Raw genomic sequence first — 18991 nt, forward strand, 5'->3', positions numbered from 1 at the left:
GTCACTTTTAGATACAGTGTCGCTTAATGCACCATATATCATTAAAAAAAAATACAGAACTTTCAATATTTTTATTTAAATCTATAGTTATCATTCCAGATTTCCAATTATTTAGAACCTGATAAAATCGGAATAGATGTACTCTTGCTTGTATTAAAGAAACATTTAATAATTTTTGATAGTAAAGAAGGAAGTTTTGGCACAGTATTTGCAATGAAGTAAAGAGAAAGGCAAAACTTGAAGGGGTGATAATGTTGTATAAAACGAAAAGCGGGGAAGAAATTTTTGTTATTGATTCTCATGTGGCAATTTGGGATGGAAGCAAGGAAAACCAGCTAAACATACATGGTGAACAGTTTATTAGTTGTTTCTATGATTATCATAAGAACTTGAGTCCTGAAGAATATTTTTGGCCAAGGGAAAAATTCGAGAAATATGGCTCTGAAACGTTGGTACAGGATGTCATTGTAAAAGGATATGCTGATATGGCTATTTTTCAACCGGTATATCTTAAGGAGTTTTACAAAAAAGGGTTTGGAGATTTTGATGTGAATGATGCCCTTTCAAAAAAATATCCAAATCGTTTTATATGTAATGGGACGCTTGATCCTCGACATGGTGAGCGCGGGTTAGAAAATCTAGAAGCGATGAAATTGAAATACGGTTGGCAAGGTATAAAACTTTATACAGCTGATTGGTATGGCGATTCTAAAGGGTATAAGCTGTCTGATCCGTGGTCTCAGCGTTATCTGCAAAAATGCCTTGATCTGGGAATAAAAAATATTCATATCCATAAAGGTCCAACGGTCACACCGCTTAATCGTGACGCTTTTGATGTAGCTGATGTTGATGATGCTGCAAGTACTTTTCCAGAACTGAATTTTATCGTAGAGCATGTTGGGTTGCCTAGACTGGAAGATTTTTGTTGGATTGCAACACAAGAGAAAAATGTATACGGGGGATTAGCTGTAGCCATATCACTTATCCATCAACGTCCTCGTTATTTTGCAGAAATCATAAGTGAGTTATTGTACTGGCTGGATGAGGATCGCATCCTTTTCGGGAGTGATTATGGAATATGGGAACCAAAATGGCTTATCGAAAAATTCGTAGATTTTGAGCTTCCTGAAGATATCCAACAGGAAACAGGCGTAACTTTTGATTTGAATGTAAAAAAGAAAATTTTAGGTGGTAATGCAGCCAGACTCTATAATATTGATATCGAGGCTCAAAAAGCGAAGTTACAAAAGTGCGAACTAGCTTCACATATAATGGTTTAATCTCAATCAATAGACCAGTTGAGTCGTGTTAAAGTTTTGTATCAATCATTGAAAAAGAGAGGTGCATCGAACTTTATGAACAAAGAAAAACAGGTTTATAGCATGCTTGATAAAGTTTATGATCCAGAATTAGACCAGCCTTTAACTGAATTAGGATTTATCGATCACACAGTAATAAAAGAAAACGATGTCGAAGTAGTTTTTCGATTACCAACTTACTGGTGTTCACCTAACTTCGCATATATCATGGCCGAAGATATACTGAAGTATGTGGCTGAATTAGACTGGGTAAATGAAGTTAAAGTAACTTTATTAGATCACTGTGCTTCGGATGAAATCAACCAAGGAGCAACTTCAGGTAAATCCTTTAGCGAATCCTTTAGTAGTTTATCTGATGGAGATCTTGATGAATTACGTAAGACTTTCCAGATAAAAGCTTTCTATGCAAGGCAAGAGAAACTTATAAGATATTTACTTCAAAATGGGATGTCAAAGAAAGAAATCCTCAATTTATCTATCCAAGAGCTATATGAACTACCTTTATCTGTAGAAGGGAAGTTACTTAGGGAAAAATACCTAGAAAAGAAAAAAACGTCGAATTACTTAAATCAATTAGCCATAACGACTCCTGAAGATAAAGAGATAACTGAAGAAGGGTTTGCTGATTATCTGCGAGGTGCTAAAGGGTCACGAATGAATATGGAGTTTAATGCTCATTATTGTCGCGGTTTGTTAGAGGCTCGATATAATTTGCCTTCCGCTGATGAAAGTACATTGACGAAAATATAATTTTAAGTATGCTAAGGGAATTTTAAAAAATTTCAGAAAAGGAATGTGATGAAAAATGAGTAAAAACGTTCTTATTATAACTGGTGACGCTGTAGAGGCATTGGAAGTATTTTATCCATATTATAGATGTATCGAAGAAAATATTAATTGCACAATTGCCTCACCTGTGAAAAAAAGTCTCCAGACAGTTGTTCATGATTTTTTGCCTGAAATGGAAACGTTTACAGAAAAATGGGGATATAAAATTGAATCTCATGCCTCGGTTGAAGAGATTGAACCTACTGATTATGACGCACTTATTATTCCTGGGGGCCGTGCTCCTGAATATATTCGTATGAATAAAAAAGTACAAGATATAACCGCCCATTTTTTAAAAGAAAATAAACCACTTGGAGTTATCTGTCACGGACAACTGGTATTAACAACGATAAGAGAATATATTAAGGGCAGGGAGATGACAGCTTATAACGCATGTAGACCCGAAATAGAAGCTGCAGGAGCTACATACGTGGAAAAAATGCTTCATGTTGATGGCAATATCGTGTCAGGGCATGCTTGGCCAGATCTCCCAGGTTTTATGAAAGAATTCTTTAAATTGCTAAATGTTAAAAAAGAAGCTTCTGTTTAAATAAGTCAAAAGGACTGAAACATTCCCTCCTTATTTTCAAGCTAATATGGGTGAGAATACTAATATTGAGAAAAAAGGGTTGCCACTGGCAATCCTTTTTAAATTGGACAATATTTATGGCTGAATTTATTAAAACGGCTTCCAAATAGGTTTTTTAAAAAGTATTAGGCAACTTTGAGTTTTTGTGACATCGAATAATCATAGACAACACCTAAGATATCAAAGACCGTTTTCTTGTTATAACGATGACATTTCCGTCCGTTTTTCTCCAAAAGGTAAAACAGATGGAGATAAGTCTTTGATAGTTCTTGGGTGTCCTTTTGTAATCCTTGATAAAACAATAAATAATAGTCTTTTATCATATAGATAGATTTATATTCACTTAACTCCTTCTATGTCTAAAAGTAACTGACGCATTTTAAACATGGTAGAGGAACAGAGTAAAATGCTAATCAGTTGCCCATATAAGTGACACTCTAAGCGTTCCCTTTTGATCTCTTTGCACTTGTCAATTTGAAAGAAAGATTTTCCAGTTCTTAAATAGAATGTCAATCTGCCAACGTAACGAATACAGGTCATGGATATGTTCCGTTGGAACGTCTTCTAAAGGAAGATTTGTAATATATACGTTCATTCCACTTAATCGTTTGCTTCGGTCTTTATAGGTAATGCCCTTCTTCTTTTCTTTTTTTGCTTGTTCTTTCAATCTTTTCTCTGTTTGTGCCTCAGTTAGTCGATGAATAACCACTCGGGCGGGTAGTTTTTGATACAGTCCGATGTATGCTTCTGAAATTTCGAGTGTTTGACCAGGTTGTAATTAATTCATAAGCTCTTCCGTGTCTAACTGAATAAAGAGAGTACCTTTCTTCACAGTCCCATTCCGAAAAAACTCTGGTTCATCATTCTTACGATATATACGAGAATTCAACTTCAAACGTGAGACATAGTAAGCACCTTCATCATTCATTTTCTGTAAGTCGTGTAAGTCGAAATACCCTAAATCCCTTATGTATAAGTCTTTCGGTTGAATGATTTGTAGACTCGTTGAACCGAAGGTTTTATCATTTTCTCTCCCTTCTCCTACATAAACGTGAAGGAACTTCCCACTCAATAAGTCATATTCAAGTTGGATTTTAACACCTGCGGTATGGCTGCTTCCGCCAGAACCTTGATAATGTGAGGCAAACTTATCTGGAAGTTGAAATGTTGTATAATCTAGGATCCGAATACGATTAAAAGTCGTGGAGTATGGGTGAAGTATTTCTTGTGTTGAATGAATTCTTTGAGTGAGAAGATTAGCTAGAACTTGTTGAAGAAACTGTACGGCTGAACCATTAAATCGTTGATTAAGCCCTTCGGGGCTCATGAGGACACCTGTAGATGCTTCGAGATGGCTACAAAATTGTGTGAGTGGCGTTCGCAACCTGTTGACTAAGCCATACACATAAAGCAATTAATTCTTGTGCTTGATATTTACTTTTACGTTGAACAAAACCAACTTCTTTAGCTAATTGTTGTAGAGAAGACGGAGATAAGTAGTTTTGAAGTTCTTGAGAAAAGAGATTCATTTCGTCTGAAACAGAAAAACTCATAGAAAACGCCATCCTTCCTGTATATTTCTACAAAAAGAATAGCGTTTTTTTCGTTATGATGATACAAATTCACCTTAGCTTAACGGCCATGCGGTGGGACCCCTAAAATAGTAAAATATCGACTAATGTCTCATTATGGATGATATACTATTATTTTAATAAATTTCCAAATTATGAGGAGGTTATTCAATGAAAAAGGTACGTTATGGAATGTGGATGTTTGCTACACTCGTTCTCATGTTTTCTCTACTTCCAGAAACATTCGTTAAGGCGGCAGCCGATCCATTCATTAAGGTCAAATTAAAAGGCTATCTTGGTAACAAATCCGAGATTACTGTCGAACCGGAAGTCACGTACACTACGAATCTAGCAAATGTAAAACTAGAATCGAACAAGAAGTATACGTTGAGGGTCAGCGGTACGGACATTGTTGTTCTAACAGATTCAAAAGAAGTTGGTAAAGCTTCTGAGATTGAAGTGAAACCCGAAACAGGCAATGGTCCACTTTCGATTAATGGCCGTACATACTTAGGTAGTTTTCGTTTTATTATCGAAGATGGGAAATTCATCCGTCCGTATAACTCAATTGGTCTTGAAGATTATTTAAATGGGGTCGTTCCAGCTGAAATGCCGGCTTTATGGAATCAGGAAGCCTTAAAGGCACAGGCTGTTGCGGCGAGAACCTATGCAATGAGCTACATTAACAAAACGCCCGATGACACAATGAGTTACCAAGTATACGGTGGCTATGCTTGGCACGAAAACTCAACAAAGGCTGTTAAAGCAACAGAAGGTCAGGTCATTGGTTATGGTGAAAAACTACATATAGGTTCAGATGCACTTTTTTCCTCTAGCAATGGAGGAAAAACCGAATCAAACAAAAATGTTTGGGTCGGCACAGAGCTACCATATTTAAAGGTCAAAGACGATCCATATGATCCACAAGCTGTGTGGAGTTTTAGTGTGAAAAAGCAACAAATAGACCTTACAAACTTAGATTTGACAAAAGCAGATGCATGGTGGGCTAATACCAAGGAAGCTGAACAAACACCAGTAATTTCTAATATTAGAGCATGGCTACAGAAAAATGGCTATACCGGCAAAGACATTAAAATAACGGCTGTCCCTCATCTATCCCTTCACGCACTAACAAGTGGCGGCAGGGTAAGTAAAGGAAGTATAAAGATTGAATTTATGGTGAAAGAAAAGGGGAAAGCGCTACAGCAAAGTGTAATATTAGAAGATGTAACGGCTTCGAAAATTAGAGAAATTATCGGTCTGAGCTTCATGAAAAGCTTTTTAGTAGACAAAGTGGATACTGCAAGGGATGCGATTAACGTTTCAGGCAAGGGCTACGGCCATGGTGTCGGACTAAGTCAGTATGGCGCGAAAAAGGCTGGCGAAAAGGGAAATACGTATCGCGAGATTCTTGCTTTCTATTATGAAGGGACAAGCTTAAAACAAGCTTATCAGCCAGAGCCTGAAGAAGTAGAACCAGTCAAGCCAGAACCGGCACCTATCATTCCAACGCCAATTCCAACACCAGCTCCGGATCCCGCACCTAAAGATGAAACAGCACCAATGATTAATAGTTTAAAAGCCCATTACGATTCTAAAACAAACCAAGTCAAAGTAACCTTTGATACAAATGAAAAAGCGAATGTGACAGTGGAAGTTACGGATGAAAAAGAGCAAATCATCGCTTCTCTTGTCAAAGGGGATCAAAAGCCGTCAGGATCGCAATTAGCCATTTGGGATGCATCAGAGGTAAGTAACGGTTCATACACCTTTGAAATTAGAGCGATTGATAGTAGTAATAATGCAAGTTCAGCATCTGTTCCATTTTCATTAACAAAGCCTGACACAGCGGCTCCAGTTATTAAAAATACAAATACCTCATATGACTCAAAAACGAATAAAGTTTTCCTGAAGTATGAGATTAATGAAAAATCAAAGGTTACCGTTCAAGTAAAAGATGCAAAAGGCAAAATCCTAGCTACTCCGATCAATAATGCAGAGAAAAATCCCGGTGTCCAATGGACATCATGGAATGTGTCGAATGTATCGAACGGGAAATACTCATATGAAATTGCAACGATCGACAGCAGTCAAAATAAAGGCTCAGCAACGGTTCCATTTACATTAACAAAACCCGATACAACGGCACCTTCCATTAAGAATTTAAAAACCTCATATGATTCAAAAACGAGTAAAGTTGGTTTAAAGTATGAGATTAGCGAAAAGGCGAAGGTCACCGTTCAAGTAAAAGATTCAAAAGGAAAAATCTTGGTGACACTAACCAATAATGCTACAAAAAATGCCGGTATACAAAGTGCATCATGGAATGTAACAAAGGTATCGAACGGAAAGTATACATTTACCATTACAGCGATTGATCCAAGCAAGAATAAACGTACAACGACCACTTCCTATACAATAAACAAATCGGCAGCGAAGAATTTGACTGGCAAGGTCAATGCTACGAAGTTAAATGTCCGTTCCGAACCATCCACATCAGGGAAAGTTCTTGGCTCTTTGAAGAAAAACCAAATCGTTACCGTAATTACTAAGAGCAGTTCTTGGTACAAAATTCAGTTCGGTAAGGGCACAGGTTATGTACACGCAAAATACCTAACGAACGTCCGATAAAGAATCCGATCAGTGAAACGGGCTTATCAAAATTTAGAGCATTGAAAAGACCATGATTTTTTATAAGTCATGGTCTTCTTTTATAAATTCATTTCCGATAGTAAATTCAGTCTGAAACAGCCTCTTATTGGGGTCCCCACCGCATCGCCATCAAGATAAAAAATATTAAACACTCCAAAACGAAAAAAGAGCTACTTTTTCTGTAAATCAATCAATAGAAAATAGAATTTTTTCGTTATGGGGATACAAATATATCTTAGCTTGATGGGAATGTGGAGGTACCCTTAATGAACTAACGGGGCTGGATAGTTCTACAAGCACAGTGTTTTCGAACTATGATTAACTTCTAAAGGAATTTTTTGAAACTTGTTGAATTTCTTTAGGTAAGGTCCAATGAAAGGTGGGAAACAATGGAAATAGCCAGTTCTCCTATTAATAGAAAAATAAACAATGTTTTTATCCATGTTAAAGATTTAAAGAAATCAGTTGAATGGTATTGCAATCTCCTTGGCATCTCGCGAAATAATGACTCTGTAGAATCACCTGTTTACAATATTCCTGTAACAAGTGAAACTGGATTAACTTTAGATGACCATACGTTTGATCCAAATTTTATATTTAAACCATCCAATAATGTCTTATTTAATTTCTACGCAAAAGATATAGACGAAGCTTACCAATTTATCAAGAGTAATAACATAGCCATTGTTAAAGAAATAGAGCGTATTGGAAATTTTGCTTATTTTAACTTTCAAGACCCAGATGGTAATGTACTTATGATTTGTAATGGTTAATGTTCTTAGGGAGTAGCCGGCTCACTACTCCCTTTACTTAAGTTTTTTTCGCACTTCATTTTAACTTCACAGTTTGTGACAACTCTACAATAAGGCAGGTTGCTGAAGCTGCCTTTTCATATGGCGGGAGACAGATTTATTTTTCTAACCAGGCTGCTGGACGGGAGCAAATCATAATAGTTTTTATGTTAGTTCTAAAATTGACTGCAAACGTAAATTCAAATGCTCTCATTCCCCGTCTTTGGAGAGCCAGTGGAAGTTTGAATCACTTTATCGAAACTCCCATGTTTCTCCTGGACTAATAAACCTACAGCATCCATCACGATAGAAAAATTTATCAAGAAACAGGCACTACAAAAAAATTTCATCATATATAGGTGATATCCGTTCGGATTTGATGAGGAGGATATCATGCAACCTATGTTACCTATGGAAAAATATTTTGGGCAGTTTGAACTGGTGCATGCTTTTTATGGGGCTATGCCTACAGGTGTCAGCGTTTCCGAAACCGGTCGTATTTTTGTATGCTTTCCGAAATGGGGAGACGATGTTCAATTTACTGTGGCGGAAATTGTTGAGGGTGCATTACAGCCTTATCCCAGTGTAGAAACCAATTTAGTTAATACTGGAAATATTACGATGTCTTTCGTCAGTGTCCAAAGTATCGTTGCTGATGGAAGAGGAACACTTTGGGTACTAGATACAGGGGCACCAAATTTTTCTGAACCTATTCAAGGGGGAGCAAAATTAGTTGCTGTTGATTTAAGCACGAATACAATAAGGAGAGTATATACCTTTACAGAAGATGTTGTCTTGCCAACAACTTATCTGAATGATGTCCGTTTGGATTTTCGGGTTGGAAGAGCAGGCTATGCATATATAACAGATTCTTCTTCCAGTGGGCCAGGGGCTATTATCGTCGTAGATTTAGAAAATGGGAACGCGTTTAGACGGTTAAATGGGGCAATATCAACTTCACCTGATCCCTATTTTTTACCGAAAGTAGAAGGTGGAATTTTGATGAATCGAAACCCGGACGGCGCAACTTTCCCATTTAGATTGGCTTCCGATAGTTTAGCGATTTCTCCTGATGGAAAGGTTTTATTTTATGCTCCGCTAACCAGCCGTCAGCTGTTCTCGATCTCAACAGAAGCCCTAAGAGACAGAAGAATACAGGACCTGAATTTATCCCAATATGTGCAGTATTGGGGGGAAAAAGGTGCGTCTGATGGAATGATCACCGGCGCAAAAGGAACCGTTTATGCGGGAGACTATGAAAACAATAGTATCCGGAAGATATTGCCGAATGGCGCAATGGAAACCATCGCACATGACCCCAGAATTTTATGGCCGGATACTTTTTCGATTGGCCCCGATCAATACTTATATGTCATTGTGAATCAATTACATCGGCAGGCGAGATTTCATTATGGAAGAGACCTGCGGGAAAAACCATATAGTTTACTTCGTATGAGAATTGATGAATTCCCTGCTCCTACCTTTTCATAGTAATCGTAAACGAAGGTAGCTATCCCCCATCTGGGAGCTGCCTTTTTTGTCAGATATTCCCGCAACCGTCCTATAATAAAGAGGTGACTTAACTCAAATTGAAAAGCCTGCTTCATCTTAGACTTTAAAATATAAATAAAGCACCATAGGCATGAAGCTATATAAGTATCAACTTACGGTAAGAGGAAAAACTTTGAACAAAACTAGGAGGTAATCATGGGAAGATTAGTTCACCTCGAAATTCATGTGGATGACATGGAATGGGCAAAGAAATTTTATGGTGAGGTATTTGGATGGTCATTTCAAGATTGGAGTGATTTCGCAGGAATGCCTTACTTGGGAGCGGTGACTGGCGATGAGAATGAACCTGGGATAATGGTGCTTTGATGCAGCGTCAAAGTCCTCCGCCGGAAGCAGGCCAAGCTCTTAATGGGTACTTGGCCAATCGAACCACCATAGGAGTCAAACGCGATCACATTAGCTGTGCCGGGGGCGGTTTGCAAGTTATGGATCAATACGCCAAGTGCCGCATCTGACAGAGGTTCGTAGGCATAGGCGGAAGAATGTTTAAATTTGTCTTGCTTTACCTGTCGTCCTGCAAACAGGCGGGCTGCTTCAATCCAAGTAGTGGAGTGGAACTCAGCGGTCTTGGGCCGAGTCGCCTCTTGCAGAGGACGCATAATCTGCCTGAGCTCTTGTTCCGAGCCGACAAATACGCCGCTGGAACGGAGATCGCCCTGGTTTTGCGCAGGAACCAATAGCAGGGATGTCAGACGTGCATCGGTATGGGGAGCCCACGTCTGCCAATAACGCACCACTTTTTCGAGATCGGCAAAGTCCCATGTTATTCTGTAACGAGCGACATACTCGATCGGATGCACACGAAAGGTAAAGGATGTGATCACGCCAAAGCTGCCGTCTCCCCCACCACGGCAAGCCCAAAACAGGTTGCTGTGCTGACTGTCATTGGCACGGATAATCTTGCCTTGTGCTGTAACCATTTCCACCTCGAGTACGTTATCGCAGGTCATTCCCAATTGCCTGGACAACAACCCGTATCCTCCTCCGAGAGTTATTCCGGATACACCGATCGTCGGACACGTCCCGGATGGGATGGTTAATCTTTGTTTCCAAAGCGCTTCGTACAAAGGTAGCAAACGGAACCCCGCGCCGATCTGCGCCGTGCCGCCCTCTTTATTGATTTGCAGCTTTAGCAGCCCGCTGACATCAATGACGAGACCACCGTCGACGAGGGAAAATGCTTCATAGCTATGTCCGCCGCTGCGTACGCGAAAAGGAAGCTGCTGCTTACGTGCCCATAGGATCGCGTTGACAACGTCCTGTGTGACCTCACAGTAAACGATCACCTTTGGGAATTTATTAAAGCGGCCGTTATAATTTTGTCTTGCTTCGTCATAGCGGGGTGAGCCTTGCAGGATTACACGCCCGGTTAGTCCTCCTATGCTTACCATGGGACGATACCTCCTTAAAAACGTAAGATGCGGAAAGCTTTATACAATCCATATGTAAAACGAGAAGAAACAGAACTGATGGACGAATTCTTTCTGATTATGGACAGATGATTCCATAAATCAACCTGTTCTTTTTTGATCATTTGCATGGCCTCTACTCCAAAATGAATGGATGTAGCTGTGTCAATAGACTTGAATCCTAACATAGACTATATTCCTTCAATTAATCGATGTTTTCAATTCCGGTTTACCAGGAATTATTTAGGCTTTGAGTATGAAATGCTTGTTGATTAGAATTTTTAACTTTTCAAAAACTAGAAAATATAGTGGTTCTTAAACTGCGTTAGTTGAACTAGAAATAAGGGGTTCTTAGTAACGAGGATAAATCTAAGTTATTCCATTAAAGGGCGCTTTTCTTTTATAAGAAGGCGTCTTTTTATAATATACTTATAAATTTCAGGGATTGGATTTTTTTAGGTAAAGAAATGATTGTGAAGCTTTCTACTTAAACTAAAGGGTGCGTTCGTATTATACGGTCGACCAGTAAAAATGAACTGCACCCCAATTGTTAGACACAACAAACAATTGGAGGTGCAGTTTTTTAATAGAATCTATTATATCAGTAGCCAGGGTAAGACGTACGGGTGGGGCTATTTACATGTGTTAAAATAAATGATTTTTAAAAAAATTAGAAAATTTTTCTTATTTTGAGTTGCTAAATCTTACAAGGAAGAGTACTATAATTAGTAATTAATGATTTACTAATTACTCAATCCCATACTTAGTGAAAGAAAGTGAGAGTTGCCATGGCTCAGCAGGAAAAAAAGAAATACATTACTCCAGATGGATATACGGCAGATATTGCGATCTTTACTATAACTTCGAAGAAAACGGCAGAGAAAGCCCCGCCTGAAATGTTTTTGAAGCTATTATTAATCAAACGCGCAACAAAAGATAAAGAAGGACGCCCAAATGTCGAAGGAGATAAATGGGCTTTGCCCGGAGGCTTTGTCAATGCTTTCGAGACTGCCTATGAAGCAGCTAAACGAGAATTAAAAGAAGAAACGGGCGTAGCTGGATTCCATGTCAAGCATTTCGGGGTCTATGACCGGCCAGGGCGCGATCCCAGGGGATGGATCATATCCAATGCTTTTTATGCAATTGTCCAGGAAGAGTATCTTCATCAAAGAAAAGCGAATGACGATGCAGCCGAGGTTGAATTGTTCACGATACAGGAAGCCTTACGATTAGAGCTTGCATTTGATCATCATACAATCATTAACGACGCGATGAACTTAATGAAAAAAGAAATGGTGCAAACGACGATAGCCCAAAAATTCCTGCCGGATGAATTTACTCTTTCTGAACTGCAACGGGTTTTGCTGACAGCTAGAGATGATGCAAAAATCAGCGCAGATTCACTTTTTTATGCTAAAGCCCCTAAACTCCCGTTCTTGGAGAAAGTCTTGGATGAAAAGGGTATGCAGAAGAAAACGAAACGTAATTCATATCGGCCTTCACAACTTTACCGATTTAATGCAGAGGTTGTCATGGACTCTATTTATTACTAAGGGGGAATAGTGAAATGGGTAAAAAGGCATTGATCAATATCGATTATACGTATGACTTTGTGGCAGACGGAGGTTCATTGACCTGCGGGAAGCCAGGCCAGGATATCGAGAAGGCACTTGTCAGCATAACAAAGGAATTTATCAAACAAGGCGAATACACAGTCTTCGCGATTGACTTACATGAAGAAGGAGACCGCTTACATCCTGAATCGAATTTGTTTCCACCGCATAATATTAGCGGTACAATGGGTAGAGACCTATATGGGGCGTTAAAAGAAGAGTATGAAACAAATAAAAATCAAAAGAATGTTCATTATATAGATAAAACGCGTTATTCGGCATTTGCAGGAACGGACCTAGATATCCGCCTAAGGGAACGCCACATTACTGATGTATATTTAGTCGGGGTTTGTACAGATATCTGCATTTTGCATACGGCAATCGACGCTTATAATCTAGGCTATAAAATCTTTGTATATGAAAATGCAGTGGCCTCGTTCAATGATGCCGGTCACCATTGGGCGCTTGGACATTTTAAAGGATCTCTTGGAGCCACCATTCTATAATAACGATTCACGCAACAGAATAGAAGGGAAGCGAATGCTTCTCTTTTGGGAGGAACTATCCATGGAAAAAAAGTACAACGACGACAGTTACGCATTACACACTGACCTTTACCAAATCAATATGGCCCAAACTTATTGGCAGGACAAAACACATGACCGAAAGGCAGTTTTCGAGATATTTTTCAGAAAGCTTCCATTTAATAGCGGATATGCGATTTTTGCGGGACTTGAAAAAATTGTCCATTATCTTCAAAACTTTTCCTTCTCGGAAAGTGATATCGACTATTTGAAAACGGACCTGCACTACGATGAAGAATTTTTGAAATATTTGCAGAACATCCGTTTCACGGGAGCGATCCGTTGCATGAAAGAGGGAGAGCTCGTCTTCGGCAATGAACCGATTTTACGGGTGGAGGCACCACTTGGCGAGGCTCAACTAATAGAAACGGCGTTGCTCAACATTGTGAACTATCACACACTCGTGGCAACAAAAGCTTCGCGCATCAAACAGGTCATCGGTGAAGAATCTGCCCTTGAATTCGGTTCAAGACGGGCGCAAGAAATGGATGCTGCAATTTGGGGAGCGAGAGCGGCCTATATTGCCGGCTTTGATTCCACTAGTAATGTACGTGCTGGAAAGCTGTTCGGCATTCCGGTTTCAGGAACGCATGCCCATTCCATGATCCAAGCTTATAAAGATGAATATACGGCTTTCCATAAATACGCTGTTTCCCATAAAGACTGTGTATTCTTGGTTGATACCTATGATACTTTGCGTTCAGGCATCCCGAATGCAATCCGTGTTGCCAAGGAACTGGGCGATAAAATCAATTTCATTGGCGTCCGTCTTGACAGCGGTGATTTAGCTTACTTATCTAAAGAAGCACGACGTATGCTTGATGCTGCAGGCTTCCATGATGCGAAGATTGTCGCTTCCAATGACCTGGATGAATATACGATCATCAACCTTAAGCAACAAGGAGCAAGAATTGACATTTGGGGAATCGGAACCAAATTGATTACGGCTTATGACCAGCCAGCGCTCGGTGCTGTTTATAAAATGGTTTCAATAGAGGGCGAAGATGGGAATATGAGAGATACCATCAAAATTTCTTCTAACCCTGAAAAGGTTACGACACCTGGCTTAAAACGAGTATATCGAATCATCAATAAAGTGAACCATCATGCTGAAGGTGATTATTTGGCGATGGAATATGAGAAGCCGCAGGAACAGGAAAAATTAAAAATGTTTCATCCTGTCCATACCTTCCTAAGTAAATTCGTCACGGATTTCGATGCGGTTGATCTGCATGTGGATATTTTCAAGGATGGCAGCTTGATTTATGAATTGCCAACCATAGATGAAATCAAGGCCTTCACGCAAAAAAACCTCCAAGTATTATGGCCGGAGTACCTTCGTGCACTTAATCCAGAGGAATACCCGGTAGATCTCAGCCAGGATTGTTGGGATAATAAAATGAGGAATATAGATGAAGTTAAAGCCAATGTAGAAAGAATGCTAACGAAATGACCAATCTATTTTATTAGAAAGCGGGGCTATGCCAATGCGTCCATTACAAAAAGAAATCGTAAAAAAATTACTTGTCCAACCAACGATCGATCCTGAAGTCGAATTCAGGAAAAGTGTTGATCTATTAAAAGGGTATATGAAGAAAAATACGTTTCTGAAAAGCTTTGTACTTGGAATATCTGGTGGTCAAGATTCAACACTGGCGGGGTATATTGCCCAAACCGCTGTCAATGAATTGAATGAAAAAACGAATGGTAGCGACTATAAGTTTGTTGCTGTAAGCTTGCCATATGGAGTACAGGCTGATGAAGATGACAGGCAGCTGGCTTTAAAATTCATCAAGCCCAGCCAAACGGTTACAGTCAACATCAAGGAAGCGGTGGATGCATCAGTAAAAGCTGTGGAAGAAGCAGTTTCTGAAAAGCTATCGAATTTCTTAAGGGGAAATGTCAAAGCACGTGAGCGAATGAAGGTACAATATGATTTAGCCGGACTTTATAAAGGCGTCGTGCTTGGTACGGACCATGCAGCTGAAGCGATCACAGGTTTCTTTACGAAACATGGTGACGGTGCAGCGGATATCATTCCATTATTCCGCTTAAATAAAAGGCAAGGAAAAGAAATCCTGAAATTCGTCGGTGCTCCTGAGCGTCTTTATACGAAAATACCAACGGCCGATTTAGAAGATGACAAACCGTTACTTCCTGATGAAGTCGCTTTAGGCGTTAGCTACGATGAAATCGATGATTACCTTGAAGGCAAGGAAATCAGGACGGAAGCTGCCGAAATCATCGAAGGATGGTATACAAAAACCGAACATAAACGCAATGAAGCCATAAACGTTTATGATACTTGGTGGAAATAAAAGAACGTGTGAAGCCGAGACTAGTTAAAGAAATTTAACACCTGCATCTCTTAAGGTGCGGGTGTTTTTTTACAAGACCACTACTATCACCTTTGCTAACACATCAGTAATTAAAAATTTTACCAGCAAAGGGGAAAACTAAATGTCGACTCTACAAATGGATTTATCCAGGCTTATTAAAGAAACAAGCAAGGAAATTGATTTCTCGGGTGTAGTTGGTGTGAAAGTGGGAGATGATCTGATCCATAGCTCAGCACATGGCTATTCCAATCGATCGGATGAGATTATGAATACGACTGAAACAAGGTTCGGAATTGCTTCTGGATGTAAACTGTTTACCGCGATCGCCATTTGCCAGTTAATACAAAAAGGGAAACTTAGCGTTGAGTCTAAACTTCAAGACTGTCTTCCGAGGGTGTTTCCTAATTTCCATCAAAATGTAACCATACATCACCTCTTAACACACACTTCCGGCATTCCTGATTACTTTGATGAAGAAGTGATGGAGGATTTTGAAGAGCTATGGCAGAAAAATCCGATGTACCATATAAAAAGATTAAAAGATTTCCTGCCAATGTTTCAAGATGGCGTGATGATGTTCCAACCCGGGGGAAGATTTCATTATAATAATGCTGCCTATATTGTATTGGGATTGATTGTTGAGGAACTAACCGGACTCGAATTTTCTGAATATATCAATAAAAATATCTTTCTACCTTGTGAAATGAAGAATTCCGGTTATTTTTCCATGGACCAGCTTCCTAAAAATACTGCATTAGGGTACATTGGCGAAGAAAATGGAGCATGGAGAACGAATGTTTATTCCCTTCCGATCAAAGGTGGAGCGGATGGAGGGGCGTATATTTCCACAACAGATATGTTCAGGTTTTGGGAAGGGTTATTTTCCAATCAGTTACTGAATCAAGAATTTACCAATCTTTTATTGGAACCCCATATTTCTACGGGAGATGAAGGGGAATACTATGGGTATGGTATATGGATTAGTAAAAAAAATGATGGGATATTCAAATATCATATTATGGGATATGACCCCGGTGTAAGTTTCCATTCTGCGGTATATCCGGCAAATCGGATGAAAACGGTCATTGTTTCAAATGAAAGCATGGGTCCATACGATATTGCCCGCGCAATCGAGAAAGAATTATAAACAAATGAAACCATATCGATAGGGAAAGGTTCCATCCTTCATTTAAATACCTAGTTTAAAAAGCGCTATCCTAATTACTCGAATCAAATACGGAACAGTGCAAAAAATAGCCCCTAATCGTTGTAAATAAAGGTTTTCTACAAATCGACAAAATAGTGCTGAAAGAGAAATGGAAGGAATACGATAGTGAAATTGCCCCTCATGCCTTATGTTATAATATGGTATTATGATAATTTGAGGGGGATATGTATGGTTTCTTCTTTATTTATAATAATAGTAGTTGGCATTATAGTCCTGATTGGTTACAGAATAATTTTTAAAAAGAAAACGCCTTCTAACATGTATACACCATACGATGACATGTTAATGGGGAAAAAAGAAGATGTTAAAAGAGAACACCCGGCACAAGATACAAAACATAATTTTGAATATGAAGAAAAATGCGATGAAGACAAGACCGTTTAAACGGTCTTGTCTTATTTAAGGAGGGAGTTATAACCAATGAAAATAACATTTTCTGATTTTATACCTATATGGATATAGTTCTCATGCAAGCCAGCTGATCGGAATGGCACAAAATAAATTAAAGAGAAATATTTGGACAGAAAGACTCATCGCATACCTTTGTGGCGTGAGATGCCCCTTTTTAAAAACTATAGTCTGAAACGTCATTCCGTATATAGGGAAAGAAGCTTTTATAGACCTAAAATATCAAACAAAGGATTTGTATATTTAGATATCTTGAAGTAGAGTATATTTAATATACAATATTCTAACCGGTATTTTCCGATGGAGGTTCTTTTTACGTTATGAAGGCAAGATATGAACTCGCGAACATGAACTTAACAGTAAGCAATGTGACTTTACGTAATGCAGCGGATAGTTATGTCCTCTTGAAAGCTGCAGATGATCAAAATAATAATGAAATTACGATCAAGCTTTCCCATGGTCAAGCGGAGTTTCTGGAAGCGGAATTACGTGAAGTAAATCGCCGTCGCAGGGAAAATAGTTCTGAAATATCCGGAAATGATCAAGAACGAATTAATGACGACGATTCTTTTAATCTGTTTAGCATTGATTTATTCAATGAAAGTGAACCGAAGTAAATGATAGTATATGTTTATTTTACCCCGCCTCATATCCGCTTCTCTGTAACCTTTCCAATCTGATTTAAGATGATGCTACAGAGAGTTTATCATTCCCGATGCAAAATCCGAATTTCAAAGATCATCCTGATTGAATGTCCATAAGGAAAATCTTAAGTAAGGTGACCTATCGTTACCTTTTTTTTGATTGCTTGAAAAAATTCTTCACTAAAAGGAATATGGATGATAGTACAGCAAAAACCATGAAAAATACGATGAACCCCCAAAGACCTATAGCCGCATCTTGAAATTCCATATTCCCTCTGCTGGTAAGGGCTTGCTGTATTTCAATGGCAAATACTAAAACAACCATGACAGTAAAGGTATAAAGGAAAGAGAGTATCGTAATCCCAAAACGCATCCGGGAAATTAAATTAGATAAAAATAACACGAACAAAAATATGATGATACCGATGATTCCCATTATCCAAAAATGCAGATCTTTGTCCGTTGCATTTGAATTCAATGTGTCACTCACAAAGAATAAGATGAAATCGTGAAGATTATTGACGACTTCGGCTAATATCTGGATGATTTCTTTCATTTTTCACACCTCCAATCCCTAGATTATAGCAGGTTATAAATCTATATAGAAGAGGGGGCTGGTTTTCGGGGGTGTAAATGCTGACCTTAGATTAACGTAATATGCAAACATAAACATGCTAAGGCGAGTAAATCTTCTACTATATAAGTGTTTCATTCTTTCGCGTTTTATTGGGAAACATAAGAAAAGCATAAGTGATGACTTGGAAAGTCAAGACATGCAATGACAGCAAAATAAAGGTATAGTTAATCGTGAATAGATCAGTCAAAATACATAGAAAAATAAAGAATAAGTTTTTTCATGGGAAGTAGGTGTACCTATGTCCAATATTTTAATGCCTTTAGCGATCTTAGCGATGATTGTTTTGATCGGTTTCTTTATTTATAAGGTTAGTAAAGAATAATTTGTATAATCTTATCCTTACTTAAGATTTTCATGGTTGGAGGTTAAAAAGAATGAATGATGTACATAATCATGTGTTAACGGTAATTGATTTTATGAAAACCGGACACAAAACTTGCTTTGTGAAAGTAATCGGTTTTGATGCTGAATCCGGACAGAATTTTGAAGGCGAAGTTAAATTTGTCGGTGATTTGCCTTTTGGAGATCTAATACATCCTCAACGGTCACATCTATCTTCCACTTGCAGGGAGTTTGTTCAGGGTGATTTGATGAACAGGTATAGTCTGGGGCAGTTTGAATAAAGTGATTGAAATTTTTATAGGGGATCTAACGAGATGACATTTTTTACTTATTGTTTAAAATTGGTAAAATCCAGGGTATAAAGAATATGGTATGTATGAAACTTTTGTATGCCAAACTTCTCTTTTAACTGATAAAATAGCATATTTTTCCCTATTTAACTCTCGGACTATAATCCTTATAATG

15 protein-coding genes and 4 pseudogenes are annotated in these 18991 nt (G+C 38.6%); 15 read left to right on the top strand and 4 right to left on the bottom strand.

Annotation, left to right across the window (positions count from 1 at the left end):
• Positions 1-254: 254 nt before the first annotated feature.
• From ABIE66_RS12685 to ABIE66_RS12695, 3 genes are all read left to right on the top strand, one after another.
• Positions 255-1280, top strand: coding sequence for an amidohydrolase family protein (locus tag ABIE66_RS12685; protein ID WP_370014929.1), 1026 nt, complete (start codon positions 255-257; stop codon positions 1278-1280).
• Positions 1281-1355: 75 nt separating this feature from the next.
• Positions 1356-2069: an iron-sulfur cluster assembly protein gene (locus ABIE66_RS12690; RefSeq protein ID WP_230175773.1), complete on the top strand. Its 714-nt coding sequence runs from the start codon at positions 1356-1358 to the stop codon at positions 2067-2069.
• A gap of 55 nt (positions 2070-2124) precedes the next feature.
• Positions 2125-2697, top strand: a complete 573-nt coding sequence (locus ABIE66_RS12695) for a DJ-1/PfpI family protein (RefSeq protein ID WP_230175774.1) — start codon at positions 2125-2127, stop codon at positions 2695-2697.
• A gap of 164 nt (positions 2698-2861) precedes the next feature.
• Here ABIE66_RS12695 and ABIE66_RS12700 read toward each other — a convergent pair.
• Positions 2862-4289, bottom strand: a pseudogene (locus tag ABIE66_RS12700) (IS4 family transposase).
• Between the two features lie 189 nt (positions 4290-4478).
• Here ABIE66_RS12700 and ABIE66_RS12705 point away from each other — a divergent pair.
• The 4 genes and pseudogenes from ABIE66_RS12705 to ABIE66_RS12720 all read left to right on the top strand — a co-directional run.
• Entirely contained in the window at positions 4479-6938 is a 2460-nt protein-coding gene (locus ABIE66_RS12705) for a SpoIID/LytB domain-containing protein (protein ID WP_370014930.1), read from the top strand.
• A gap of 410 nt (positions 6939-7348) precedes the next feature.
• Entirely contained in the window at positions 7349-7732 is a 384-nt protein-coding gene (locus ABIE66_RS12710; RefSeq protein ID WP_370014931.1) for a VOC family protein, read from the top strand.
• A gap of 411 nt (positions 7733-8143) precedes the next feature.
• The gene (locus tag ABIE66_RS12715; protein ID WP_370014932.1) at positions 8144-9241 is read left to right on the top strand and encodes an L-dopachrome tautomerase-related protein; all 1098 of its coding nucleotides are present in this window, start codon (positions 8144-8146) and stop codon (positions 9239-9241) included.
• A 216-nt stretch (positions 9242-9457) separates the two neighbouring features.
• Positions 9458-9762 (top strand): annotated as a pseudogene (locus ABIE66_RS12720) (VOC family protein); the annotation flags it as partial.
• 459 nt (positions 9763-10221) lie between these two features.
• On the opposite strand, the pseudogene ABIE66_RS12725 reads toward ABIE66_RS12720, so the two are convergent.
• Together ABIE66_RS12725 and ABIE66_RS12730 are read right to left on the bottom strand one after the other, a co-directional pair.
• A pseudogene (locus tag ABIE66_RS12725) lies at positions 10222-10713 on the bottom strand (FAD-binding oxidoreductase); the annotation flags it as partial.
• A 39-nt stretch (positions 10714-10752) separates the two neighbouring features.
• A pseudogene (locus ABIE66_RS12730) lies at positions 10753-10922 on the bottom strand (IS6 family transposase); the annotation flags it as partial.
• A 597-nt stretch (positions 10923-11519) separates the two neighbouring features.
• Between ABIE66_RS12730 and ABIE66_RS12735 the strand changes: the two are divergent.
• The 7 genes from ABIE66_RS12735 to ABIE66_RS12765 all read left to right on the top strand — a co-directional run bounded on the left by ABIE66_RS12735 (position 11520) and on the right by ABIE66_RS12765 (position 17520).
• Positions 11520-12284, top strand: a complete 765-nt coding sequence (locus tag ABIE66_RS12735) for an NUDIX domain-containing protein (RefSeq protein WP_289324973.1) — start codon at positions 11520-11522, stop codon at positions 12282-12284.
• 14 nt (positions 12285-12298) lie between these two features.
• Positions 12299-12850 carry a cysteine hydrolase family protein gene (locus ABIE66_RS12740; protein ID WP_289324974.1) on the top strand — a complete coding sequence of 184 codons (552 nt, stop codon included), beginning with the start codon at positions 12299-12301 and terminating at the stop codon, positions 12848-12850.
• Positions 12851-12911: 61 nt separating this feature from the next.
• Positions 12912-14381, top strand: coding sequence for a nicotinate phosphoribosyltransferase (locus tag ABIE66_RS12745; protein WP_289324975.1), 1470 nt, complete (start codon positions 12912-12914; stop codon positions 14379-14381).
• A 34-nt stretch (positions 14382-14415) separates the two neighbouring features.
• Complete coding sequence (gene nadE, locus ABIE66_RS12750) at positions 14416-15246, top strand: ammonia-dependent NAD(+) synthetase (RefSeq protein WP_370014933.1); 831 nt, start codon at positions 14416-14418, stop codon at positions 15244-15246.
• 142 nt (positions 15247-15388) lie between these two features.
• Positions 15389-16414, top strand: coding sequence for a serine hydrolase domain-containing protein (locus tag ABIE66_RS12755; protein ID WP_370014934.1), 1026 nt, complete (start codon positions 15389-15391; stop codon positions 16412-16414).
• A 249-nt stretch (positions 16415-16663) separates the two neighbouring features.
• Positions 16664-16879 carry a hypothetical protein gene (locus ABIE66_RS12760; RefSeq protein WP_289324978.1) on the top strand — a complete coding sequence of 72 codons (216 nt, stop codon included), beginning with the start codon at positions 16664-16666 and terminating at the stop codon, positions 16877-16879.
• A 344-nt stretch (positions 16880-17223) separates the two neighbouring features.
• Positions 17224-17520, top strand: a complete 297-nt coding sequence (locus ABIE66_RS12765; protein WP_289316545.1) for a hypothetical protein — start codon at positions 17224-17226, stop codon at positions 17518-17520.
• Positions 17521-17692: 172 nt separating this feature from the next.
• On the opposite strand, the gene ABIE66_RS12770 is transcribed toward ABIE66_RS12765, so the two are convergent.
• Complete coding sequence (locus tag ABIE66_RS12770; RefSeq protein ID WP_289316544.1) at positions 17693-18103, bottom strand: hypothetical protein; 411 nt, start codon at positions 18101-18103, stop codon at positions 17693-17695.
• Positions 18104-18558: 455 nt separating this feature from the next.
• Here ABIE66_RS12770 and ABIE66_RS12775 point away from each other — a divergent pair, with 455 nt between their 5' ends.
• Entirely contained in the window at positions 18559-18807 is a 249-nt protein-coding gene (locus ABIE66_RS12775; protein ID WP_370014936.1) for a hypothetical protein, read from the top strand.
• The last annotated feature ends 184 nt before the right edge of the window (positions 18808-18991 follow it).

Origin of the sequence: Peribacillus sp. B2I2 (assembly GCF_041261685.1) — a bacterium.
GTDB lineage: Bacteria > Bacillota > Bacilli > Bacillales > DSM-1321 > Peribacillus.